Source organism: Tundrisphaera lichenicola (genome assembly GCF_051175385.1).
Lineage (GTDB): Bacteria > Planctomycetota > Planctomycetia > Isosphaerales > Isosphaeraceae > Tundrisphaera > Tundrisphaera lichenicola.
The window spans coordinates 6,303,417-6,325,135 of the sequence record NZ_CP195106.1 but is presented as its reverse complement, the minus strand read 5'-3'; the positions used below and the strand labels follow the sequence as shown (position 1 = coordinate 6,325,135).

The 21,719-nt window shown below is 67.3% G+C and carries 20 protein-coding genes; 6 read left to right on the top strand and 14 right to left on the bottom strand.

Going from position 1 to position 21,719, the window contains the following annotated elements:
• The first annotated feature begins 28 nt into the window (after positions 1 to 28).
• Positions 29 to 319 (top strand): metal-sensitive transcriptional regulator, encoded by a 291-nt coding sequence (locus P12x_RS24960; RefSeq protein ID WP_435007728.1) that lies wholly within the window; start codon positions 29 to 31, stop codon positions 317 to 319.
• 18 nt (positions 320 to 337) lie between these two features.
• Entirely contained in the window at positions 338 to 2,884 is a 2,547-nt protein-coding gene (locus P12x_RS24955; protein ID WP_435007727.1) for a heavy metal translocating P-type ATPase, read from the top strand.
• A gap of 6 nt (positions 2,885 to 2,890) precedes the next feature.
• Here P12x_RS24955 and pheT read toward each other — a convergent pair whose 3' ends face one another.
• The 8 genes from pheT to thrS form a co-directional block, all read right to left on the bottom strand.
• Positions 2,891 to 4,906, bottom strand: coding sequence for a phenylalanine--tRNA ligase subunit beta (gene pheT, locus P12x_RS24950; protein ID WP_435007726.1), 2,016 nt, complete (start codon positions 4,904 to 4,906; stop codon positions 2,891 to 2,893).
• A 37-nt stretch (positions 4,907 to 4,943) separates the two neighbouring features.
• A complete protein-coding gene (locus tag P12x_RS24945; RefSeq protein ID WP_435007725.1) occupies positions 4,944 to 6,482 on the bottom strand; it encodes an APC family permease in 1,539 nt (512 codons plus the stop codon).
• 37 nt (positions 6,483 to 6,519) lie between these two features.
• The gene (locus P12x_RS24940) at positions 6,520 to 6,756 is read right to left on the bottom strand and encodes a hypothetical protein (RefSeq protein ID WP_435007724.1); all 237 of its coding nucleotides are present in this window, start codon (positions 6,754 to 6,756) and stop codon (positions 6,520 to 6,522) included.
• A 69-nt stretch (positions 6,757 to 6,825) separates the two neighbouring features.
• A complete protein-coding gene (gene pheS / locus P12x_RS24935) occupies positions 6,826 to 7,833 on the bottom strand; it encodes a phenylalanine--tRNA ligase subunit alpha (protein ID WP_435007723.1) in 1,008 nt (335 codons plus the stop codon).
• Between the two features lie 130 nt (positions 7,834 to 7,963).
• The gene (gene rplT, locus P12x_RS24930) at positions 7,964 to 8,356 is read right to left on the bottom strand and encodes a 50S ribosomal protein L20 (RefSeq protein WP_435007722.1); all 393 of its coding nucleotides are present in this window, start codon (positions 8,354 to 8,356) and stop codon (positions 7,964 to 7,966) included.
• A gap of 104 nt (positions 8,357 to 8,460) precedes the next feature.
• Positions 8,461 to 8,772, bottom strand: a complete 312-nt coding sequence (rpmI, locus tag P12x_RS24925) for a 50S ribosomal protein L35 (protein ID WP_435007721.1) — start codon at positions 8,770 to 8,772, stop codon at positions 8,461 to 8,463.
• A 389-nt stretch (positions 8,773 to 9,161) separates the two neighbouring features.
• A complete protein-coding gene (gene infC / locus P12x_RS24920; protein ID WP_435007720.1) occupies positions 9,162 to 9,647 on the bottom strand; it encodes a translation initiation factor IF-3 in 486 nt (161 codons plus the stop codon).
• Positions 9,648 to 9,834: 187 nt separating this feature from the next.
• Positions 9,835 to 12,048: a threonine--tRNA ligase gene (gene thrS / locus P12x_RS24915; RefSeq protein WP_435007719.1), complete on the bottom strand. Its 2,214-nt coding sequence runs from the start codon at positions 12,046 to 12,048 to the stop codon at positions 9,835 to 9,837.
• A gap of 633 nt (positions 12,049 to 12,681) precedes the next feature.
• Between thrS and P12x_RS24910 the strand changes: the two genes are divergently transcribed.
• Complete coding sequence (locus P12x_RS24910) at positions 12,682 to 13,041, top strand: hypothetical protein (protein WP_435007718.1); 360 nt, start codon at positions 12,682 to 12,684, stop codon at positions 13,039 to 13,041.
• 47 nt (positions 13,042 to 13,088) lie between these two features.
• Here the strand turns inward: P12x_RS24910 and P12x_RS24905 are convergent, their stop codons facing one another.
• On the bottom strand, positions 13,089 to 13,871 hold the full coding sequence (locus P12x_RS24905) for an MlaE family ABC transporter permease (RefSeq protein WP_435007717.1): 783 nt from the start codon (positions 13,869 to 13,871) through the stop codon (positions 13,089 to 13,091).
• 100 nt (positions 13,872 to 13,971) lie between these two features.
• On the opposite strand from P12x_RS24905, the gene P12x_RS24900 reads away from it, so the two are divergent.
• Entirely contained in the window at positions 13,972 to 14,610 is a 639-nt protein-coding gene (locus P12x_RS24900; protein WP_435007716.1) for a hypothetical protein, read from the top strand.
• Between the two features lie 23 nt (positions 14,611 to 14,633).
• Here the strand turns inward: P12x_RS24900 and P12x_RS24895 are convergent, their stop codons facing one another.
• The 3 genes from P12x_RS24895 to P12x_RS24885 all read right to left on the bottom strand — a co-directional run bounded on the left by P12x_RS24895 (position 14,634) and on the right by P12x_RS24885 (position 16,961).
• Positions 14,634 to 15,419: a rhomboid family intramembrane serine protease gene (locus P12x_RS24895; protein WP_435007715.1), complete on the bottom strand. Its 786-nt coding sequence runs from the start codon at positions 15,417 to 15,419 to the stop codon at positions 14,634 to 14,636.
• A 31-nt stretch (positions 15,420 to 15,450) separates the two neighbouring features.
• Complete coding sequence (locus P12x_RS24890; RefSeq protein WP_435007714.1) at positions 15,451 to 16,272, bottom strand: Ldh family oxidoreductase; 822 nt, start codon at positions 16,270 to 16,272, stop codon at positions 15,451 to 15,453.
• Between the two features lie 149 nt (positions 16,273 to 16,421).
• Positions 16,422 to 16,961, bottom strand: a complete 540-nt coding sequence (locus P12x_RS24885; protein WP_435007713.1) for a hypothetical protein — start codon at positions 16,959 to 16,961, stop codon at positions 16,422 to 16,424.
• Positions 16,962 to 17,248: 287 nt separating this feature from the next.
• Between P12x_RS24885 and P12x_RS24880 the strand changes: the two genes are divergently transcribed.
• Together P12x_RS24880 and P12x_RS24875 are read left to right on the top strand one after the other, a co-directional pair.
• A complete protein-coding gene (locus P12x_RS24880; protein ID WP_435007712.1) occupies positions 17,249 to 18,634 on the top strand; it encodes an MBL fold metallo-hydrolase in 1,386 nt (461 codons plus the stop codon).
• 42 nt (positions 18,635 to 18,676) lie between these two features.
• Positions 18,677 to 19,177: a hypothetical protein gene (locus tag P12x_RS24875; RefSeq protein WP_435007711.1), complete on the top strand. Its 501-nt coding sequence runs from the start codon at positions 18,677 to 18,679 to the stop codon at positions 19,175 to 19,177.
• 50 nt (positions 19,178 to 19,227) lie between these two features.
• Here the strand turns inward: P12x_RS24875 and trpA are convergent, their stop codons facing one another.
• On the bottom strand, positions 19,228 to 20,052 hold the full coding sequence (trpA, locus tag P12x_RS24870) for a tryptophan synthase subunit alpha (protein WP_435007710.1): 825 nt from the start codon (positions 20,050 to 20,052) through the stop codon (positions 19,228 to 19,230).
• Between the two features lie 231 nt (positions 20,053 to 20,283).
• On the bottom strand, positions 20,284 to 21,510 hold the full coding sequence (gene trpB / locus P12x_RS24865; RefSeq protein ID WP_435007709.1) for a tryptophan synthase subunit beta: 1,227 nt from the start codon (positions 21,508 to 21,510) through the stop codon (positions 20,284 to 20,286).
• Between the last annotated feature and the right edge of the window lie 209 nt (positions 21,511 to 21,719).

Below are 21,719 nucleotides of genomic sequence, written 5' to 3'. Positions count from 1 at the left end.
CCCCCTGGGGGTATTCGTGGAGGTCGAGATGGACGGCGAAGCCTCGAAGAAGATCAAGGCGAGGGTGAACCGGATCGCGGGCCAGGTGGCGGGCATCCAACGGATGGTGGACGAGGATCGCTACTGCGTGGACGTCCTGAATCAGATCGCGGCGGTCCGCTCGGCACTCGATTCGCTCGGGATTGAACTCCTGACGAATCACCTGGAATGCTGCGTGATCGGCCACGGGTCGGGGTCGGAGCACCCCCGGGCGAGGCCGATGGATCAAGAGCAACTGATGGCCGAGGTCCGCACGGTCCTCGGTCGGTTCCTGAAATGAGCGGGGGAGGGTCCGACGATGGAGACGACACTCACGACGCCGGGCATCTCGTGCGAGGGGTGCGCCGGGACGATCCGGCATGCCCTGGGCAACCTGCCCGGGGTGGGCTCCGTCGAGGTTGACGTCGCGACCAAGCGGGTCACGGTCGATCACGACGGGCAGGTCTCGCGGGATGGGTTGGCCTTGGCGCTCGAAGCGGCGGGGTATCCGCCGACCGAGGGTGACGCCTCGTCGAAATCTTCCGATGCTGGGATTCCCGAGGGGAAGGTCCTCGACCCGGTCTGCGGGATGACGATCGACCCCGCCAAGGCATCGGGAAACGTCGATCACGACGGCAAGACCTATTACTTTTGCAGCGCGGTTTGTCGGGAGAAGTTCCAGGCCGATCCCGATCGTTACCTCGACACGTCCCAAAAATCGGACGAACCGGCCCCCGAAGGGGCTCAATACACCTGCCCGATGCACCCGGAGATCGTCCAGGAGGGGCAGGGAAGCTGCCCGATCTGCGGGATGGCCCTGGAACCGATGGTCCCGACCGGGGGGGACGAGCCGAACCCCGAGCTGGACGACATGACCCGGCGGTTCTGGGCCTGTGCGGCCTTGACGGTGCCCCTCCTCTTGCTGGCGATGGGGGAGATGATCCTGGGCCATTCCCCGGTCCCGGGGGTCTCGCCGCATGTCCTGCTGTGGGTCCAGTTCGCGCTGGCCACTCCGGTGGTGCTCTGGGGCGGTCTTCCGTTCTTCCGGCGAGGGCTGGCGTCGGTCCGGAGCGGGCACCTGAATATGTTCACGCTGATCGCGCTCGGGACGGGGGTCGCCTACCTGTCCAGCGTGGTCGCGATGCTCTTCCCGGGATTGATCCCGGCCTCGTTCGGCGGCCACGGTGGTTCGGTGCCGGTCTACTTCGAGTCGGCGGCGGTCATCACCACGCTGGTCCTGCTGGGGCAGGTCCTGGAACTCCGCGCCCGGAGCCGGACGTCGAGCGCCATCAAGGAGCTGCTCGGGCTCGCCCCCAGTACGGCCCGCCGACTCCTCGGAGGGGGCGGCGAGGAAGACGTCGCGCTGGAGGAAGTCCAGGTCGGCGACCGGCTCCGGGTCCGGCCGGGCGAGAAAGTCCCGGTCGACGGGGTGGTCGTGGAAGGTTCGAGCTCCGTCGATGAGTCGATGGTCAGCGGCGAGCCGATCCCTCAGGAGAAGCACGAAGGAGACAGCCTGATCGGCGGGACGGTCAACGGCACGGGCTCGCTCGTGATCCGCGCCGAGCGGGTGGGTTCGGAGACGATGCTGGCCCGGATCGTCCGGATGGTCGGCGAGGCCCAGCGGTCCCGAGCCCCGATCCAGCGCCTGGCGGACGTGGTCGCGGGCTATTTCGTGCCCGCCGTCCTGGCCGTCTCGGCGATCACATTCGTGGCCTGGGCCATCCTTGGTCCCGAGCCGAAGCTCGCCCACGCGCTGGTCAATGCGGTGGCCGTCCTGATCATCGCCTGCCCCTGTGCGCTTGGGCTCGCCACGCCCATGTCGATCATGGTCGGGACCGGACGCGGGGCTTCGGCCGGAGTCCTGATCCGCAAGGCCGAGGCGCTGGAGGTCCTGGAGAAGGTCGATACGGTGATCGTCGACAAGACCGGGACGCTCACCGAGGGGAAGCCCCGGCTGGTCTCGGTGGTGGCGGCCCCCGATCAGGACGAGTCGGAGCTGCTCCGCCTGGCCGCCAGCCTGGAACGGGCGAGCGAGCACCCGCTGGCCTCGGCGATCGTGGCCGGGTCCGAGAGTCGCGGCCTCTCCTTATCCGACGCGAATGACTTCCAGTCCTCGACCGGCAAGGGGGTCCAGGGGGTGGTCGACGGTCGGAAGGTCGCGGTCGGCAACCGGTCGTTGTTCGAGGATGAGAGGATCGAGCCGGGCGATCTGGGCGATCTGGGCGACCGGGCCAATGCGCTCCGGGAGGAAGGCCAGACGGTAGTCTTCGTGGCGATCGACGGCCGGGCGGCGGGCCTGCTGGGGGTTGCCGACCCGATCAAGGAGTCGGCGGCCGAGGCCGTCCGGGCTCTCCAGGCCGACGGGCTCCGCGTGGTCATGATCACCGGGGACGAGCGGACCACGGCCGAGGCGGTCGCGCGGAAGCTGGGGATCGAGGAAGTTCGAGCCGGGGTCTTGCCCGAGCAGAAGGGGGCGGCGGTCCAGGAGTGGCAATCGGGCGGCCATGTGGTGGCGATGGCGGGCGACGGGGTGAACGACGCCCCCGCGCTGGCCCAGGCCGACGTCGGGATTGCGATGGGGACCGGGACCGACGTGGCGATGGAAAGCGCGGGGATCACCCTGCTGAGAGGCGACCTGGCCGGGATTGCCCGGGCCAGGAAGCTGAGCCTCGCGACGATGGGGAATATCCGCCAGAACCTGGCCTTCGCTTTCGTGTACAACACGCTGGGCGTGCCGGTTGCGGCGGGTGTGCTCTATCCGTTCTTCGGGCTCCTACTCAGCCCGATGCTCGCCTCGGCGGCGATGACGTTCAGCTCGGTCTCGGTGATCCTGAACGCGCTCCGGCTCCGGAACCTCAAGCTCTGATCCCGATCAGGACCGGAGGGTGGCCTCGAAACTGGTGGCGCAGGCCTCGACGATTGCCTGGACCGACTTCTCGACCTCCTCGCCGGTCAGGGTCCGCTCGGGGTGGCGGAAGCGGAGCCCGAAGTGGATGCTCTGGCGACCTTCGGGGACGTTGCCGCCCCGGAAGGCGTCGAGATAGACGATCGATTCGAGCATCGGGCCGCCCGCCTTGCCGGCCACCCCGGCGAGTTCCGCCCAGGGGAGGTCGCGCGGGACCATCAGCGAGAGGTCCCGCGCCACCGCCGGCAGGGTGGGCATCGCCCGGTGCGTGGGGACCAGGTTCGCCCGGTCGACCAGGACTCCCAGCGTCAGCTCGGCCGCCGAGCAGGCGTTCTTCAAATCCAGGCCGTCGAGCCTCGAACGGTCGATCTCGCCCATCCTCCCCAGGACGGTCCCTTTCAGGAGCAGCTCGGCCGATCGGCCGGGGGTGAACCAGGACGCCGGGCTCGGCCGGACCTCCAGCTCGCCTTCCAGGTGGAAGCGGGCCAGGACCGCCTCGACGATCCCCTTGAGGCCGAGGAAGTCTCGCCCGCTGACCAGGGTCAGGCGGGTCGGCTCGTCGGGCAAGGGATGGCCGGGTCGGGGGAGGTAGACGTTGGCGATCTCGAAGAGGTCGACGTCCAGGTTCCCGTGGGCTTCGTTGTGCTTCCGGACCGCCAGGAGGCTGGGCACCAGGCTCTGTCGGAGGGCGTTGGCTCGCTTGCGGACCGAGTGCTCGACGCGGATCGGCGGCTGGGCCCCTTCCACCTCCATCGCCCCGACCAGCTCGTCGGGCACGAAGCTGAGGGTGACCGCCTCCTCGAAGCCCAGGCCGGTCAGGAGCGATCGGGTCGCGTCCTCAACCCGCTCGCGAGGGCCTCTCGGGCTCGAGGCCAGCGGGACCGGCCGATCCTCGGGGATGTGGTCGTAGCCGTGGATCCGGGCGACCTCCTCGATCAGGTCGATCTCTCGTTCCAGGTCACTCCGCCAGCTCGGGGCGCGGAACATCGGGGCCTCGGGCGGTCCTCCCTCGTGATGGAGCCCCAGGGCCAGCAGGATCCGCGAGACCTCGGCCGGGTCGATCGTGATCCCGAGGACTCGCGCGATCTGGTCCAGGCGGAGCGTGACCACCGGCCGCTCGTATTCCGAGGAACCGGCGTCGATCAGTCCCGGATGCAAGGTCCCTCCCGCGGTCGCCAGGATCAGCTCGGCGCATCGGCGGCTGGCCCACTCCGTGACCTCGGGGTCGATCGGACGCTCGAACCGGTAGCTGGAGTCGCTGGTCAGGCCCAGGGCCCTCGAAGTCCGGCGGACGATCAGGGGGGCGAACCGCGCGGCCTCGATCAGGACGTCGACCGTCCCCGGGCCGATCTCGGTCTCCAGGCCCCCCATCACCCCGGCCAGGCCCACCGGTCGGGCGGCGTCGGCGATGACCAGCATCTCGGGCGTCAGCTCGTAGTCCTTGCCGTTGATCGCCCGGAGGCGTTCCCCCTTCCGGGCCCGTCGAGCGATCAGGCTCCGGCCTTCGACCTTCGCCAGGTCGTAAGCGTGGAGCGGCTGGCCGCATTCGAGCATGACGTAGTTGGTCACGTCGACGACGTTGCTGATCGGCCGGACTCCCAGGGTTTCCAGCCGTTTCCGCATCCACCAGGGGCTCTCGCCGACCTTGACCCCGGTCACGACCCTCGCGGTGAATCGCGAACAGAGGTCGGGGGCCTCGATACCGACCCCGGCGATCGTGTCGGCGGCCACGCCGCCCGTGGCGGGCCGAGGGTCGGGGAAGCGGACCGGGCGATCGAAGAGGACGCCGATCTCGCGGGCCACACCCAGGTGGGCCAGGCAATCGGGGCGATTGCTGGTGACCTCCAGGTCGATGGCGAGGTCGCCGCCGACCTCCTCGGTCGACTCGTGGTTCAAGCCCGACAGCATGAGCCGTTCGGAGAGGACTTCGACCGGCATGTCGAGCCGGAGGTAATCGGAGAGCCAGTTCCAGCTGACGATCATCGCGATGGGTATCCCACGGCCCCGACGTTCGAGGGGCTCAATCTCCGGTCCCGAGGGATTCCCCTTCGGGTCGGCCGGTTCGGGTGGTCAGCGAGCGGAGCCAGTAGACCGGGATGCCCGCCAGGGCGATCGCATAGCCGATCCCCGCGGTCAGCGGCTCCAGGTAAATGAAGTCGGCCACCAGGAGGCCGGCGACGGTCAGGTAGAACACCAACGGCACCGGATAGGCGAAGGTCCGATAAGGACGGACGGCCTGGGGTGCCTTGATCCGGAACATCACCACCGAGCCTACCATCAACATATAGAACGTAAGATCTACCGGCGCCAGGAATTCCAGGAGCTGATTGTAGGTGTTCCCGTAAGTCTTCGCGCCGGTTTCCGGATCGAGGATGACCTTGACCGGCAGGGTCAGGAGGATGGCCCAGAGTCCCTGGGCGACCAGGGCGACCGACGGGACGTGGTGGCGATTCGTCGTGGCGACCTTTCGGAAGAAGAGTCCGTCGCGGGCCATCGCGTAGAGGACTCTCGCCCCGGACAGGACCAGGCCGTTGATGCAGCCGAAGGTCGAGATCATGATCGCCACCGCCATCATCGTCACCCCGACCGGCCCCAGGACCGCCTTCATCAGGGCGGTGCCGACTCGATCCTGCTCGGCATGCTGGATCTGGTCGAAGGGGAGCGTCAGCAGGTAGGCGACGTTGGCCAGCAGGTAGAGCCCCACCACCGACCCGCAGCCGAAGACCAGGGCCCTGGGCAGGGTCCGCCCCGGGTCGCGGATCTCGCCGCCGGTGAAGGTTACGCTATTCCAGGCCGTCTGCGAGAACAGCGGGCCGATCATCGCCTTGCCCAGGAGCAGGAGGAACGCGAGCGTGCCCACCGCCCCCAGGTTCGACTGGGCCTTCTCGGCGGTCCAGCCGTTGGCCTCGGGCGACCACCAGGACGAAGTAAAGGCCGCCGCGCCTCGGTTGGCCCCGAAGAAAAGCCCCACCACGATCAGGGCGATCAGGGCCGCCGTCTTGGTGAACGTGAAGGTATTCTGGATCGTCTTGCCGGTCTTCAGGCCTCGCGTATTCACTGCGGTGAGGAACGCGATCAGGACCACCGCCACCAACTGCTGCGTCGACAGGCTGATCGCGTAGCCCGAATTCCCGAGCGAGATCGGCTCGAAGAGAGGGTAACGGTCCGCGGCGATCTCCGGGACCAGGATCCCGAAGAACTTGGCGAAGGCCACGGCCACCGCCGCGATCGTCCCGGTCTGAACCACCAGGAAGGTTGCCCAGCCGAACATGAAACCGAACGCGGGGCCATAGGCCTCGCGGAGGAAGACATATTGCCCCCCGGCTCGCGGCATCATCGCGGCGACTTCGGCCGAGCAGATCGCCCCGGTAATCGTCAGGAGACCGGCGATGGCCCAGGCGGCCAGGAGCCAGCCGGGCGAGCCCACCAATCGGGCCGACTCAGCCGAGGTGATGAAGATCCCCGACCCGATCATCGAGCCCATGACGATCATCGAGGCGTCGACCGGCCCGAGCTCGCGGACTAGCTGGGGCGATCGTTCGGCGTCGGCCTCGGTCATCGGATCGGGACTCCGGGCGTCGTGGGCGGGGGACGTCTCAGGCCTTGGGGGCGGCGAAGGTCTGGACCTCGACGATCGCCTGCTCGATGGCGTCGCGACGCCACTTGGTCAGGGCGCTATCGAGGGCCCGGGTCAACTGGTTGACGAGGTTCGACGCGGCGGCCTGGGGGCTGGCTCCCTCGGCCCGGATCTCGGGAAAGTCGCGATGGTGGACCAGGACGGCCTGTGCCGTGGACCCGGTCGTCACGATCACGCGATCTTGTTCCGTCGTCATGAGTTAGGCTCGGTGGGTACGTCGCTTCGGGGGAGAGGACGAGGCACGGTGCCGGCGGTTGGTTCGCGATCAGAATTGTTCGAGGAAGCGGGCGTCATTCTGGGTCAGCCAGCGGATGTCCTTGATCCCGTGTCGTCTCATGCAGAGACGCTCGATCCCCAGGCCGAAGGCGAACCCGGTGACCTCGTCGGGGTCGTAGCCAACCGCCCGGAAGACGTCGGGATCAACCATCCCGGCCCCTCCCATTTCAACCCATCGGTCGCCCCCGTGCCAGAGCATATCGACCTCGACGCTCGGTTCGGTGAACGGGAAGAACGAGGGTCGGAACCGGATCTTCACATCGTGGCCCAGGTAGCTCCGGGCGAACAGGCGGAGGACCGTCTTGAGGTCGGCCATCGTCACGCCCTTGTCCACCATCAGGCCTTCGATCTGGTGGAACATCGGGAAGTGGGTCTCGTCCGGCTCGTCGGGTCGGTAGACCCGGCCGATGGCGATGACCCGGACCGGCGGCGGCTGATTCTCCATGATCCGGATCTGGACCGTGCTGGTCTGGCTCCGGAGCAGGGTGTCGTCGGTGATGTAGAAGTTATCGACCGGGTCGCGTGCCGGATGCGAGGCCGGGATGTTCAGGGCCTCGAAGTTGTGCCGGACGTCCTCGACCTCGGGCCCCCGGGCGACCGCGAAGCCGAACCGGCCGAAGAGGTCGATCAACTCGTCGGCCGTTTGCGTCAGCGGATGACGATGGCCGATCCTGGGCCGATGGCCGGGCAAGGTCACGTCGATCGCGTCGGCCAGGATTGTCGGCCGCTCGACGCGGGCCTTGGCCTTGGTCCAGGCGGCTTCGAGGGCCTGCTTGGCCGCGTTGAACCGCTGGCCGTAAGCCTTCTTGGCCGACGGTTCCAGGGCCTTGAGTCGTTCCTGGGCCGACTTGACCCGCCCCTGCTTCTGCCCGAGGAATTCGATCCGGGCCGCCTCGATCGCCTCGGCGTTGGAGGCCTCCGCGAAAGCCGCGAGGCCCTCGGTTTCCAGCGATTCCAGGGAGGCGATCGGGTCGCCGGTAGGGTCGGGCATGCTCATGGGAGGGGTCGCTTCGACGTCCGACGTGCGGTCACGGGCCGGCCTCGACCCGTGAAAGGGGCGAAAGATCGCACGCGGGTCGGAATCGGCCCGTGGCGATCTCTCCCGATATCGAGGGGCTCGAACCGTCTCAGGCGGTCTTCTGGCGGGCCGCGAGGGCGGCGTCGGCCTTATCGAGTTCGGCGCGGACCCGGTCGGTGATGGCGTCGAAGGTCTCGGCGTCGACGATCGCGAGGTCCGAGAGGCTCTTGCGGTCGAGGGCGATCCCGGACAGCCGGAGGCCGTAGATGAACCGGCTGTAGCGCATCCCGCGCATCTCGGCGGCGGCGCTCAGTCGGGTGATGAACAGGCGGCGGAAGTCGCGCTTCTTGGCCCGACGGTCGCGGAAGGCGAACATCCCGGCGCGGAGGAGGGTTTCCTTGGCCGACTTGAGGAGTTTCCGGCGACCGCCGACGAACCCTTCGACCTTCTTGAATAGCCGCTTCTTCCGCTGGTTGCGGGGCACTCCGCTCTTGGAACGCATCGTATCTTCTCAACTTCGGGCTTGGGGACGCTCGGTGCGGGGTTCGGGGCCGGCGGCCCCACGGGCGAATCGCTTTCGAGGGCCGGATCCGGCCCGATCCGGGCTCAGGCCTCGGAGGGCAGGGTCGCCGGGTCGACCGCGCTCTCGGCGGCCATGGCCTCGTTCTCGGCGACGATCCCTTCGCGGATCGCTTCGAGTTCGGTGTAGTTGGCACCCGGCTGGGTGTGCAGGGCCTTGCGGACGCGGCGGGCCTCGGCCAGGACCTTCAGCTGCACCGGCTTGCGGAGGCGACGGACCTGCTTGCCGCTCTTGTGGCTCATCAGGTGCGACGAACCGCACTTCTTGTGGCTGACCTTGCCGGTGGCCGACACCTTGAACCGCTTCTTCATCCCTTTGTGAGTCTTCAGCTTAGGCATGGTCGCTCGAGGCCTCGCGGCAACAAGAAGGAGCCGACCACGCGCCCTCGGAAGGGTCCGGCGTCGTCGGCCGAGTCGAAGAGTGTAGCAAACACGGAGACCTTACGCCAAGGTCAAACGACCGATTGTAAGGGCAATTCGGAAAGACGTCGTCTCGGGATCACCATGCGTCGGACTGCGGAGCGTATCCAGTTCCTGGGGGGCTCCTCGCCTCGGCGGAGCGTCTCCTTTGACTCGTGTCGGAAGCCGCAGACCATCCATCGAAGAAACTTGCCGCCGGAAGGGCTGTGCATCCCGCATCGGTGGGGCTTGCACCCCGGACCCTTCGAGGTGATTTCCTCGGAGGGACCTCGGCGGGCCGGCCCGGCGATCGCGCGGGCGTCCCGGGCTCAAGCCCTGGGGGCCACGATCGCCGTCATCCGTTTCCCTTCCATCGATGGATTCTTCTCGACCTTCGCGACATCTTCGAGGGCCTGGAGGACCTCGTTCATGACCTTGCGGCCTTCGTCGATGTGGGCGAGTTCTCGGCCTCGGAAGAGGACGTTGACGAGCACCTTGTCCTTGTGTTCCAGGAATTCGCGGGCCCGCTTGACCTTGACCTCGATATCGTGGTCGCCGGTCTTGGGCCGGACGCGGATTTCCTTGACCTGGACCTGGTGCTGTTTCTGCTTGCTGGCCTTCTTCTTCTGCGAGTATTTGAACTTGCCGAAGTCCATGATCTTGCAGACCGGCGGACGCTCGTTGGGAGCGACCTCCACCAGGTCGAGGCCGGCCTCGCGGGCGGCCTCCATGGCCTTGCCGGTCGGCATCACGCCGAGCAACTCGCCTTCCGTGTTGATCACCCGCACCGGAGAGATGCGGATCTGCTCGTTCACCCTGAGATTCCGGTCGATGACGTCCCTCCTCGGCGGACGTTGGGTCTAGGCCTCAGCTCGGACGGGGGCCCTCGACGGCTCCAGGAGCGTCGGGCGGCACCCCGGACAGTCGCGTTGCTTGCCCCCGCAGCAAGCTCAACGCGTGTCCCGAGGCAATCCAAAGGATTACCCCTTCCGGGGTGCCCTGTCAATAGGCGTGCTTCTCGGTCGAGTCTTCCGGTTCGGCCGGGATGACCGGTTCGGCGACCTGTCGGATGGCCCGCGAGTCGACCTCGGCCCTGAGCCGCTCGACCGCCGCCTCGATGGTCATCGCCCCGAGGTCGCCGTCGATCCGGTCCCGATACGAGACCGTGCCGCTCTCGACCTCCTTGCCGCCGACGACGAACATCACCGGGATCTTGGCCAGCTGGGCGTCGCGGATCTTGGCGCCGATCTTCTCCGGGCGGGCGTCCAGTTCGACCCGGAAGTGGGACGACTGGAGGGACGAGACCACCTGTCGGGCGTAGTCCATGAACTTGTCCGAGATCGGCAGGACCCGGACCTGCTCGGGCGCCAGCCAGAGCGGGAAGGCCCCGGCGAAGTGCTCGATCAGGATTCCCATGAACCGCTCCATGCTCCCGAACGGGGCCCGGTGGATCATCACCGGGCGGTGCGGGAGATTGTCGGCCCCGGTGTAGTGCAGGCCGAACCGCTCGGGCAGGACGTAGTCGAGCTGGACGGTCCCGAGCTGCCACTGGCGGCCGATGCAGTCGCGGACGACGAAGTCGGCCTTCGGGCCGTAGAAGGCCGCCTCGCCGGGGGCCTCGTCGTAGGGCAGCTCCATCTCGTCGAGGACCGCCCGGATGTCGGCCTCGGCCTTCTGCCAGGTCTCCCCTTCCGCCCCCTGGTACTTGGGGTCGGTCGGGTCGCTCTTGGAGAGCCGGAGCCGGTAGTCGGTCAGGCCGAGGCTGGCCAGGACGTGCTGGGTCAGCTCCATCGTGTCCCGGAATTCCTTGCGGACCTGATCGGGGGTGCAGAACAGGTGGGCGTCGTCCTGGGTGAACCCCCGGACCCGGGTCAGGCCCGAGAGCTCGCCCGACTGCTCGTAGCGGTAGACGGTCCCGAATTCGGCCAGGCGGACCGGCAGGTCGCGATAGCTCCGGGGCTGGGCGGCGAAGATCTGGATGTGGTGCGGGCAGTTCATCGGCTTGAGGAGGTATTCCTCGCTCACGCCGAATTCCTCGACGTAGCCGACCCGACCGGCCGAATCGAGCGTCCAGTACGAAGGGGAGACCTCCTTCGCCGCCTGGCCGTCGTGCCGTTCGGGGATCCCTCCTTCGGGAATCCCGGCGTCGCGCAGGAGCTTCTTCTGGGCCGGGTCGTCCAGGGTCCCCTTCTCCAGGCCGTCGACCAGGGCCATGGCCGCGTCACTCAGGAGCCGGAGTGGCGGGAACTGCGAATCCTTGTAGTACGGGTAGTGCCCGCTGGTCTTGTACAGCTCGATCTTACCGATGTGCGGGGTGTAGACCGGCTGATACCCTCGCTTGAGCAACTCGTCCTTGAGGAAGTTCTCGAGGATTCCCCGGATGATCGCGCCTCGGGGCATCCAGAGGATCAGGCCGGAGCCGACCAGTTGCGAGATGGTGAAGAGGTGCTGTTCCTTGCCGATCCGCCGGTGGTCGCGCTTCTTGGCTTCCTCGATCTGGGCGAGGTGGGCGTCGAGGTCCTTCTTGTCGAAGAACGCGGTCCCGTAGACCCGCTGGAGCATCTTCCGGTCGGTCTGGCCCTTCCAGTAGGCTCCGGCGATCGAGAGGAGCTTGAAAGCCCCGACCTTCCCCGCGTGGGGGATGTGCGGCCCCCGGCAGAGGTCGACGAATTCGCCTTGCCGGTAGAAGCTGAGGACGCCGTACTTGTGGAGTTCGTCGTCGATGTGCTCGACCTTGTAGGTCTGGCCGAGCCCATCCACGAACTCGCGGGCCTCGCCGGCGGGCAGGCTGAACCGCTCGAACGGCTCGGCGTCCTTGAGGATCTTCGCCATCTCGGCCTCGACGGCCGGGAAATCGTCCTCGGAGAGCGGCCGGTCGGGCAGGTCGACGTCGTAATAGTAGCCGCTCGCGGTGGTCGGGCCGAAGGCGAGTCGGGCTCCCGGATGGAGCCGGAGGATCGCCCGGGCCATGATGTGCGCCGTCGAATGGCGGAGGACGTCGAGCGCCTCGCGATCCCGCGAGGTCAGCAGGCGCAGCTCGATGGGTTGCCCGGTGCCTGGTTCGAGGGGGCGGTCGAGGTCGACGATATTGCCGTCGATGACGGCAGCGACGGCGGCATCGGCGAGCCGCTTGCCGATCCCCTCGGCGATCTCCCGGGAGCGGACGCCATCGGGATATTCCTTCATCGACCCGTCAGGCAGTTTAATCTGGACCATCGGACCTGTCCGGCGCGGGCGCCGGCCTTGACTGGGCGAGCGTGCCGGTTGAAGCCCGATCCCCTCCGACTGACGACGCCGGCCCGGGACGGCCCACCGGTGGCTCGCGGTGTGTCGGACTCCGAGTCCCCCGAGTCGGCCGATCCGTTGATTGGGGAATCGGACCGGGTCGCGAAGGCTGGAGTCCACCCGAGAAGACACGGACCGCTCGATTTCGGTTCCGTAGAGGACCCTCGCGGGGGTGGTCCGAGCATAGCGACCGGCCCCGACTTGCGCCTAGCCCGAGGTCCAGGCCGGATGGAACGTGGGGAGTCGAGCCCGGCTCGACCCGCGAGCGCCAGGAGGTTGGCGCGATTGTTGCACGGATAGACAACTGGAACGAATTTACCCCTCCCGATCCGAACCATTCGGGGAAGATCTCCCCCGCCGTCGCTCGTTCTCGGGTTCAAGAGGCTATCCGAGAAGGTGGAGCGAGGCCCGGAATCGGCAACCGTCCCCGGAGCGGGGCCGAGAGTGCTCGTCCCCACTTCCGGGCGGGAAGGGTGAAGTATGACGACGGGAGGCCCGAAGTCTCGGAGCCCTCCCCTATCCCTCGCCCTCCCCGGATAAGTCTATTTAATGGAGGCGACCCTCATGCACGGCATTCGATGTTTCGCACCATCCTGCTTCGGCATGGCTCTGGCGGCCATCCTGCTCGCCGATCATTCGACGGCTTCGGCCCAACAGGGGACGTACATCCACGCCCCCTACCGAACCTATTCCTCGAACTATCGACCACCGGCGACGCAATATCCGGTCCCCACCTATCCATCGCCGACCTTCGCCCCGCGATACTCGACGACGTACGCTCCATCCGTGCCCGGTTATTCCCGGAACGGCGGGTACTACCTCCCGATGCAGGGCGGACATGGGGCGGGATATACTTCGCACTACGGGTATGCGCCGGCTCGGCGTCCCCTGAAGAACTTCAAGCCGTGGCTCAGGCGTCGCTGAAGTGACGCTTGGCGGGGCCCGGACGTCCGACGCATGATCCTCCGGGATCATCCGGTCCAGCCGACGGCCTCGACGATGGCCTGGACCAGCGGGACGATCACGACGTTGGCGGCGAAGACCGCGAGCATCGAGAGGACGACGCCCCGGGTCGCGGCGTGACCGATGGCCTCGGTCGACCGGTCGGCGTTCAAGCCCGTCCAGCAGCCGATCAGGGCGATCAGGAGACCGAAGACGGCCGTCTTCAGGGTCGCGGGGATCACGTCGGAGAGCCGGAGGAAGTCGAGCGAACGATTCCGGAAGGCCTCGGCCGAGAGCGAGCCGCCGATCAACTCGGCCCCGAATCCTCCCAGGATCGCGAAGACGTCGATCAGGATCGTCAGGAGGGGGACGGCCACCAGGCAGGCGATCGCCCGGGGGGCGACCAGCGAATCGATGGTCGAGGCGCCCAGGACCTCTCGGGCGTCCAGTTCCTCGGTCATCGTCATCGATCCGAGTTCGGCCCCCAGGCCGGCCCCCATCCGTCCCGCTACCAGGAGGCTGGCCAGGACCGGCCCGGTTTCCACCAGGACCGCGGCCGAGAGGACGCTGGGCAAGGTCTCCTCGGCCCCATAGGTGGCCAGGAGCCTCCGGACCTGGAGCCAGGTCACCAGGCCGATGCTGGTCCCGGCCGCCGCCACCACCGGGAGGCCCCCCCAGGCGACCCGCTCGAACTGGCGGAGGACCTCGGCCGGTCGATCCCGGGCCGCTCGGGGGAGGGCCCGGATCACCTGGACGGCGTACCCGACGAATCTCCCGAAATCGACCAGCCCATCCACGAGCGAACCGACCATCGCAGGCTCCCTTCAAGATCCCACGTCAACTGACTGACCCATGTGCTAAACTTTACCGAGCTTCCCCAGAAGTCCGTTCGACTTATCCGAGATGAGATTGATGCCCAGCGACCATGATTCCGCCAGCCACAGGTCGGGCTTGATGTCTGATGTCGCCGATCTCGAACAGGTTGCCCTCCGGGACCGGTGGGGTCTGGGGCTGATCGCCGTCGGCTGGGCTCACCTGGTGGTCTTCTCCGTCTGCCAGGTCCTCTACGGGAGGGGAGACCGGGCCCCGGTTCATTTCCTGCCCCTCTGGGGGGTCGACCTGATTGCGGCCTTCTTGATCGCCCGAAAGTTCCTGGTTGGCGAGTCGAAGAGACCGACCCCTTCGCTCCTGCTGGTGGTGGCCCGGGTCTGGATTACCTTTTTGATCCTGGCCTTCAGCACGGCCAGCATGAACTCGCTGGTGGGCTTCGAGACCGACTGGTTCAAGGCCGTCTGGGCCACCCTCGCCACGTTCGGATTCGCGACGATGGCCTGGATCTTCCACCTCGGCTTCCTGATCCCGGCGGTCCAGATGTCACTGACCGCGCTCCTGATCGCGCGGAATCCGGATTACGCGTACCTGATCTACGGCGTTTCCTGGTGCCTGGCGCTGAATGGAGTGGGAGCCGTCCTGGAGCGGCGCGGGGCGATCGCCCGGGGTGACCTGATGGGACGGACCTCCGAGGCTCGGCCGGTCCGCCGGTCGGCCTGAGCCGCCCCTTCCGGCCGGGTCGCTCAGTAGTCGTCCCCCCAGTGATCCCGATAGGCGGCCGCCTGCGAGGCGATGGCCCGTTCGCGGAAGAGGATCGCCACCAGGATCCCGGCGGCCGCCCCGCCGATGTGGGCCAGGTAGGCCACGCCGCCGACTTCCCCCAGCCGGCCGATCGAGCCGTATCCCTGGAGGACCTGGAGCAGGATCCAGATGCCGATGACCACGAAGGCTGGCATGATCGTCAGGAAGTTGAACATCAGGACCCGCACGCGATTATGCGGGAACCAGACGATGTAGGCTCCCATCAGGCCGGCGATCGCCCCGGAGGCTCCCAGGGTCGGGATCAGCGAGTCGGGGGCGGCCATGATCTGCGCGAGGGATCCGGCGATCCCGCAGAGCAGGTAGACCAGGAGATAGCGGATGGTCCCCAGGACTTCCTCGACATTGTCGCCGAAGATCCAGAGGAACAGCATGTTCCCGGCCAGGTGAAGCGGGCTCGCGTGGAGGAACATGGCCGTGAACACGGTCAGCCACATCTGGTTGGGGAAGGGGAATGGCCCCTGTGGGATCGTCTGGGCCTCGCGGAGGGCGCGGAGGCCTTCCACCTCGTCGGGCTCGACGTGGATCTCGATCGGGCGATCGATGTCGACGTCGTGGGTGATCTCGTAAGGCGTCGCCGCGAAGGTCGCCCGGAAGGTCTCGCCCTGATCCTGCTCGACGAAGAAGAGCGCGATGTTCATGGCCATCAGGAAGTAGGTGGCCACCGGCACGATCCGGGTCTTCTCGACATCCCCCAGCGGCAAGACCATCGGGATCTCCTTGCACTCGCCCGTCGGAGGATCAAACGGCCAGGGGTGAAGGCCAGGGGACTTGCAGCCGATCCGCCCAGGGCTGGAGGGCGACCGATGCGGCCTGATCCAGGGGGATGCCCCGCTCCCGGATCTCGGCGCGGGCGGATTCCCAGGCGTCGGGAGCCAGGTATCCAGATACGTTTATTGGTCGGGAGGAGTCGGCGATCCGGGCATGGAAGCCGGACAGGGGCTCCATCGCGGGGATCGAGAGGGCCACGACGGTCCAGCCTTCGCCGCCCGAGGCCGCGCCGATCCAGGCCGACAGCAGATCCAGGCCGCTCCCCGGGCCGAGGACTGGTCGACTCCCGGTCCCTTCGGCCGATCCGAGGGCCGAGTCGTAGATCGCGGGGAGCCCGCCGGGCATCGGGATCCCGATCGCGTAGGAAGGTCCTGGCCCCCCGATCCCGGCCAGGAATGGGCCGATGGCCAGGTCGGCGACGGCGGGTGCCGCCGGTCCGGGGTCGAGCACCCCGACCACCCGGACGATCCCCACGCCGACGTCTCGGGCCTTCTCCGATGCGATCCCCGACGCCCGGGCCAGGACCAGCGGGCCGAGCCCCCCCTGCCCGTCCAGGACCGCCGTACCGGCCCGCTCGCGTCCGGCCCGCTCCTCGGCCTTCGGGTTGATCTCGTGACGAGCGAGCCGGTCGAGCCAGATCGGCAGCGTTGCGATGCCGTGATGCGAGGCACCAGCTGCATCGAACCAGAGCAGATGCGTGGCCATGGAAGCCGCCCGAGGAGCGGCCACGCCGAGCCCCGTCAGCAACGACGAGGCGAATCGGCGGAGATCATCGGATCGATACCGTGTCATCGGGCTGGGGATCACCTCGGACCACTCCACCGGGGCTCGACCGGCGGGCTTCGTCCCGCCCGGTTCCAGAGGAGTTTACCCGAACGAGTCGGCGAAGTCTCGCCATTCGCGGGTCGATGCCGAGGTGCCCTGGCCCAGCTTCGGGAGTATCAGGCGCCGATGACCCCCTGGATCGGCCCCTTCGGCGGTTCGGGATCGTGACGCTCCCACTCTTTGCGGACCCGGGAGAGTCCGAACGCGCAGAGCTCGAACTCGGCACTGAGGCGGCGGAGGACCGGGGCTTCCTCGGCCCCGAGCGTGCTCGCCACGTAATACGACCGTTTTCCCTGGACCTGAAAGTCGATCAGCTGATCGGCCGAGCGGCTCGATTGGAGACGCCCGAGCGCCTCGGGGTAGACGCCGGTCCAAAATAACGTGTAGTCGCCGACATGGCGGTAACACTCCAGGCGTCGACATTCGTCGGTGGTCGACTCGGCCTCGGCGAGCATCGTGGCGACCTCGCCGATCGGGCGGCCCTGATCATCGCGGAGGCGCCAGACGCCCTGGCTGGGGACGAATCGGGCCAGCAAGTTGGCAACGTACCCCACCAGGCCAGGATCGCCGATCCCGAGCTCGTCCATGAAGGTCGTCTCGGTCAGGCCTCGGAAGAGGCGGTGGAGGGGATGGGACTGGGGCAAATCTCGCGTCATAACGGGGCGCTCCTCACCCGGTCGGACACGGCTCGTCACGCTGACAATCCCGAACGGCGATCGTCTCTAGCAAACTGTAGACCATCTTTCGGATTTCGAGAAGCCCAGTCGGGTTCTCGGGATTGTCAAGCCACTTGTAATGAATGTCACATCCTGGCAACATGAGGAAAGCAAGAAAAAATTCCAAAAATGTTTTCGGGAGAGGTGGTCTCCCGAGTTGATGCCGATGACCCATTCCGGCCCGCCAGGTCCTGGGGCGTCGCGATACGGGACGGGAGGATGTTCGTTTGCGAATCACGTTCCACGGCGCGGCTCGCCAGGTCACGGGAAGCTGCCATCTCCTGGAGATCGGCCGGCACCGGATCCTGCTCGATTGCGGCCTGTTCGACTCGGATCGGATCGACCCGCTGAGTCCCAACCGCAGCTTCACGTTCGAGCCGCGCGACATCGACGCCGTGATCGTCTCGCACGCGCACAACGATCACATCGGCCGGCTCCCCTGCCTGGTCCGGGCCGGGTATCGCGGGCCGATGTACGTGACCCCCGCCACCGCCGACATCACCAGCGTCATGCTCCGCGACAGCGCGCGGATCCAGCGGGAGGACGCCCGGAACATCACCCTGAAGTCGGCCTCGAAGGAGCCCGTCGACCCCCTGTTCGAACTCGGCGATGTCGAGTGCGTGGTCGATCAGTTCCACCGGCTCGCCTACGACGAGCCGACCGAGATCCTGGAAGGGGTCACGCTGACCTATCGCGACGCCGGGCACATCCTCGGCTCGGCGATCATCCAGCTCGACTACACGGAGGACGGCAAGCCTCGCCGGTTCGTCTTCACCGGCGACCTCGGGCGGCGGAATGTGGGCCTCCTGCCCGACCCCACCCCGATCCGGGAGATCGACATCCTCGTGACCGAGAGCACCTACGGGAACAAGGAGCTCGAGCCCAGCGATAAGCTGATGAAGCAGCTTCACGCCATCGTCGCCCGGGCGATCCGGCTCCAGTCCCGGATCGTGATCCCGGCGTTCAGCCTGGGCCGGACCCAGCGGATGGTCTACTGCCTCCAGGAACTCTTCGCCGTCCACAAGGTCCGGCCGATTCCGGTCTATGTCGACAGCCCGTTGGCCCTCCGCCTGACCGAGATCCATCGCGAGTATCCCGGGGCCTACACGGCCGACGCCCGCCGGATGATGGACCAGGATCCGAAGTATTTCGGGTCGAAGTACGTCGACTACTGCGAGAGCTGGGACGACTCGCGACGGTTGAACTTCCAGCCCGGCCCGATGGTCGTCATCGCGTCGTCGGGGATGTGCGAGGCGGGCCGGATCCGGCACCACCTCAAGCATGCCGTGGGCAACCCCGACAACGCCATCGTGATCGTCAGCTACCAGGCCGAGAAGACCCTCGGCCGGAAGATCGCCGACGGGGTCGAGCGGATCCAGATCATGGACCAGTGGTTCGAGCTGAACGCCGCCGTCTACGTCCTCGACGGCTTCTCCGGGCACGCCGACAAGAACGACCTGGCCTGGTGGTACGAGCAGTCCGGCGGCAAGATCGGCAAGGCGTTCATCGTCCACGGCGAGCCGGAGAGCATGGAAGGGCTCCGGACGATCCTGCAACCTCACGTCGAGTCGCCCGTCGTCATCCCGGAACGACTCGATTCGTTCGAGGTCTGATACGCACCGATCCACGGATGGCCCCGAGCCGGGGGTTTCGCCATGCCACTCGTCCGCTACCAGAGCCCCGACGACTCCGCCTTCGTCGTGTTCGACCAGGCACGATTCCGGGTCGAGCACGGGATCTTCCTGCTCCGCCCCGGGGCGATCCTGGCCCGGATCCGCGAGGTTCTCGAAGAACACCGGGACTGGGATCTCCGGGTCATGAAGCTGATGGCCGAGAACCAGAGGCTCCAGGCCTGCGCCGATTGGCTGGAGAAGCTCCCGTCCGAGGAAGAAGCGATCGTCCAGCCCGAACTGGTCCACGAGCCGGCCATCGACCGCGTTGCCGATCATCTGATCGGCGCCGGGGATTTCGTCGGCGTCGAGTGCCCGGCCTGCTCGGCGGCCTACTCGCCCGAGCAGGTTCGCCGCGAATCCTGGGAGTTCGAGGAGGAGGGTACGGCCATCCGGGGCCGGAACACCATTTGTCCCCAGGGGCACATCCTCCACGCCCTCCGAGACTCGATCGAAGTGCCGGGGATCGAGCTCGAAGGGGATTGAGTCTATATCGTCGATCTCGAAAATCCGCCTTCGAGCGAGCCGAGGCGTATTCAGGCGCGATCGATCCCGCCCGCCAATTCGGCGACGAATTGACCGATATCCTGGACGACTTCCCGCTGAGTGCGGCTGGAAGCGTCGGCCAGCCGGCGGACCAGGGCGCTCCCGACGATCAGGCCGTCGGCGACCGGGGCCAGCTCGCGAATTTGCTCGGGCGTGCCGATCCCGAACCCGATGCAGATTGGCAGGTCGGTCTGCGACCGGAGCCAGGCCACGTTCTCGGCCAGCTCGGGCGGGAGGCTTCGCCGCTCGCCGGTGATCCCCGCGACCGAGACGTAATAGATGAACCCGGTGGTCGATCGGGCGATCGCCAGGGCCCGCTCGCGAGGGGTGGTGGGGGTGATGAGCTGGATCAGGCGGAGGTCCATCGCCGTGGCCAAGCGACAGAGCGAGTCCGACTCCTCGACCGGCAGGTCGGGGACGATCAGGCCGTCGAAGCCCGCGGTCGCGGCCTCGCGGAGGAAACGGTCGGGCCCTTGTCGGTGGATGATCGCATAAGAGATCATCGCGACCATCGGCGTGAGGCCCGAAGGCCCTTCGGTGTCCTCGGCCCGGAGCACCCGGAAGGTCTCGAAGATCCTCGACAGCTTGACGCCGCCGTTCAACGCTCGGGTGTAGCTGGCCGCGATCACCGGGCCGTCCGCGATCGGGTCGGAATAGGGGATCCCGACCTCGATCATGTCGGCCCCCTGGCGGATCATCTCGGAGATCAGGGCGGCCGTCGTGGCCAGGTCGGGGTCGCCGGCCGTCACGAACGGCATCAGGGCGGGTCGGCCTTCCCGCTTGAGGCGGGCGAAGAGGGAATCGATGCGGTTCATGGTCGCCCTGGCGAATCGAATATGTGGAAGTTTAATGAAAGGTGAATCAGGCGGGAGTCATCCGGGGCAAGGTCACAGGATTACCCTGGAGGGACGAGTTTTGGTGGTGTCCCCGGATCATCGCCAACCCGCCAAGGTGGATCGGACGGGACCCCTCACCCGGCCTTCGGCCACCCTCTTCCGGGGGGAGAGGGGCATTCCAGGATCCCTCTCGCGTGGGACACTGCCGACTCATCCCATCGGCTCGCCGCGAAGCCGGGCGACCTCGAAGGCGTCCTTGTCGCCCCGACCGGAGAGGCAGACGACCACGACCTTGTCGGCCCCCAGCTTGGCGGCTTCCTTGAAGGTTTGGGCCATCGCGTGGCTCGATTCGAGCGCGGGGAGGATGCCTTCCTTGCGGGCGGTGGCGTTGTAGGCGTCCAGGGCCTCGGCGTCGGTGATGCTCTCGTATCGGACCCGGCCGGTGTCCTTCCAGTAGCTGTGCTCCGGGCCGACTCCGGGATAATCCAGGCCGGCGGAGATCGAGTGGACGTCGTCGGTCTGGCCGTCGTCGTCCTGGAGGACGTAGCTGAAGCTCCCGTGGAGGATGCCGGGCCGACCCTGGGTCAGGCTGGAGGCGTGGTCGCCGGAGAGAGGACCTCGGCCCCCCGCCTCGGCACCCACCAGCTCGACCGACTCGTCATGGACGAACGGGTAGAACATCCCCGCCGCGTTGGAACCACCCCCCACGCAGGCCACGACGAGGTCGGGCAGGCGTCCCAGCCGGTCGAGGCACTGGGCCCTGGTCTCGCGACCGATGACCGCCTGGAAGTCCCGGACGATCATCGGGAACGGGTGCGGGCCGACCACGCTGCCGATCGTGTAGTGGGTCTCCTTGGACGAGCCCATCCAGTCGCGCATCGCCTCGTTGGTGGCATCCCGGAGCGTCCTCGAGCCCGAGGTGACGGGCACCACGTTGGCCCCCATGGTCCGCATGTTGAAGACGTTCAGCTTCTGGCGGCGGATATCTTCCTCGCCCATGTAGATCGTGCAATCCAGTCCGAAGAGGGCACAGGCCGTGGCCGTGGCCACCCCGTGCTGCCCCGCGCCGGTCTCGGCGATCACGCGAGTCTTGCCCATCCTTCGGGCGATCATGACCTGCCCCAGCGCGTTGTTAATCTTGTGGGCGCCGGTGTGGTTCAGGTCCTCACGCTTCAGGTAAATCTTCGCCCCGCCGACCATCTCGGTCAGCCTCTCGGCCAGGAAGAGGCGCGAGGGGCGGCCCACGTAGTCGGCCAGGAGATAGTCGAGCCTCGCCTGGAACTCGGGATCGCGCCGGGCTTCGTCATACGCCCGGGAAAGCTGATTCAGGGCATCCATCAGCGTCTCGGGGACGAACCGGCCGCCGAAGGCCCCGAAGCGTCCCAGGGCGTCGGGCAGGTTGGACGAGACGCGAGCCGTATCGGTCGTGGAGGACATGGCGACGACGATCCTCGGAGAGTCGTGAAGGCGGGCGGTCCGATCCTGGTCGGCCGATCGCTGGATCGACCGGCCGAACGCCCATTGTCCGGGCGAGGCGCGACCGGGGTCAAGACCAACGAATCGGAGGCGATCCCCCTTCGACCCGAACGGCCCGGCTCGCTCGAGCATTCCCCCAGGGGTTGAGGCCCCTGCCCCGAGGACTCGAA

Coding starts and splice junctions, on each gene's coding strand:
- P12x_RS24905 (WP_435007717.1), bottom strand. CDS start 13,871: ATGGTCGGTTCGCTCGTGGATGGGCTGGTCGATTTCGGGAGATTCGTC.
- rplT (WP_435007722.1), bottom strand. CDS start 8,356: ATGCGTTCCAAGAGCGGAGTGCCCCGCAACCAGCGGAAGAAGCGGCTA.
- P12x_RS24910 (WP_435007718.1), top strand. CDS start 12,682: ATGCACGGCATTCGATGTTTCGCACCATCCTGCTTCGGCATGGCTCTG.
- pheT (WP_435007726.1), bottom strand. CDS start 4,906: ATGATCGTCAGCTGGAACTGGCTCTCCGATTACCTCCGGCTCGACATG.
- trpA (WP_435007710.1), bottom strand. CDS start 20,052: ATGAACCGCATCGATTCCCTCTTCGCCCGCCTCAAGCGGGAAGGCCGA.
- thrS (WP_435007719.1), bottom strand. CDS start 12,048: ATGGTCCAGATTAAACTGCCTGACGGGTCGATGAAGGAATATCCCGAT.
- P12x_RS24875 (WP_435007711.1), top strand. CDS start 18,677: ATGCCACTCGTCCGCTACCAGAGCCCCGACGACTCCGCCTTCGTCGTG.
- rpmI (WP_435007721.1), bottom strand. CDS start 8,772: ATGCCTAAGCTGAAGACTCACAAAGGGATGAAGAAGCGGTTCAAGGTG.
- trpB (WP_435007709.1), bottom strand. CDS start 21,510: ATGTCCTCCACGACCGATACGGCTCGCGTCTCGTCCAACCTGCCCGAC.
- P12x_RS24940 (WP_435007724.1), bottom strand. CDS start 6,756: ATGACGACGGAACAAGATCGCGTGATCGTGACGACCGGGTCCACGGCA.
- P12x_RS24895 (WP_435007715.1), bottom strand. CDS start 15,419: ATGGTCTTGCCGCTGGGGGATGTCGAGAAGACCCGGATCGTGCCGGTG.
- P12x_RS24900 (WP_435007716.1), top strand. CDS start 13,972: ATGCCCAGCGACCATGATTCCGCCAGCCACAGGTCGGGCTTGATGTCT.
- P12x_RS24885 (WP_435007713.1), bottom strand. CDS start 16,961: ATGACGCGAGATTTGCCCCAGTCCCATCCCCTCCACCGCCTCTTCCGA.
- P12x_RS24960 (WP_435007728.1), top strand. CDS start 29: ATGGACGGCGAAGCCTCGAAGAAGATCAAGGCGAGGGTGAACCGGATC.
- P12x_RS24955 (WP_435007727.1), top strand. CDS start 338: ATGGAGACGACACTCACGACGCCGGGCATCTCGTGCGAGGGGTGCGCC.
- P12x_RS24945 (WP_435007725.1), bottom strand. CDS start 6,482: ATGACCGAGGCCGACGCCGAACGATCGCCCCAGCTAGTCCGCGAGCTC.
- P12x_RS24890 (WP_435007714.1), bottom strand. CDS start 16,272: ATGACACGGTATCGATCCGATGATCTCCGCCGATTCGCCTCGTCGTTG.
- pheS (WP_435007723.1), bottom strand. CDS start 7,833: ATGAGCATGCCCGACCCTACCGGCGACCCGATCGCCTCCCTGGAATCG.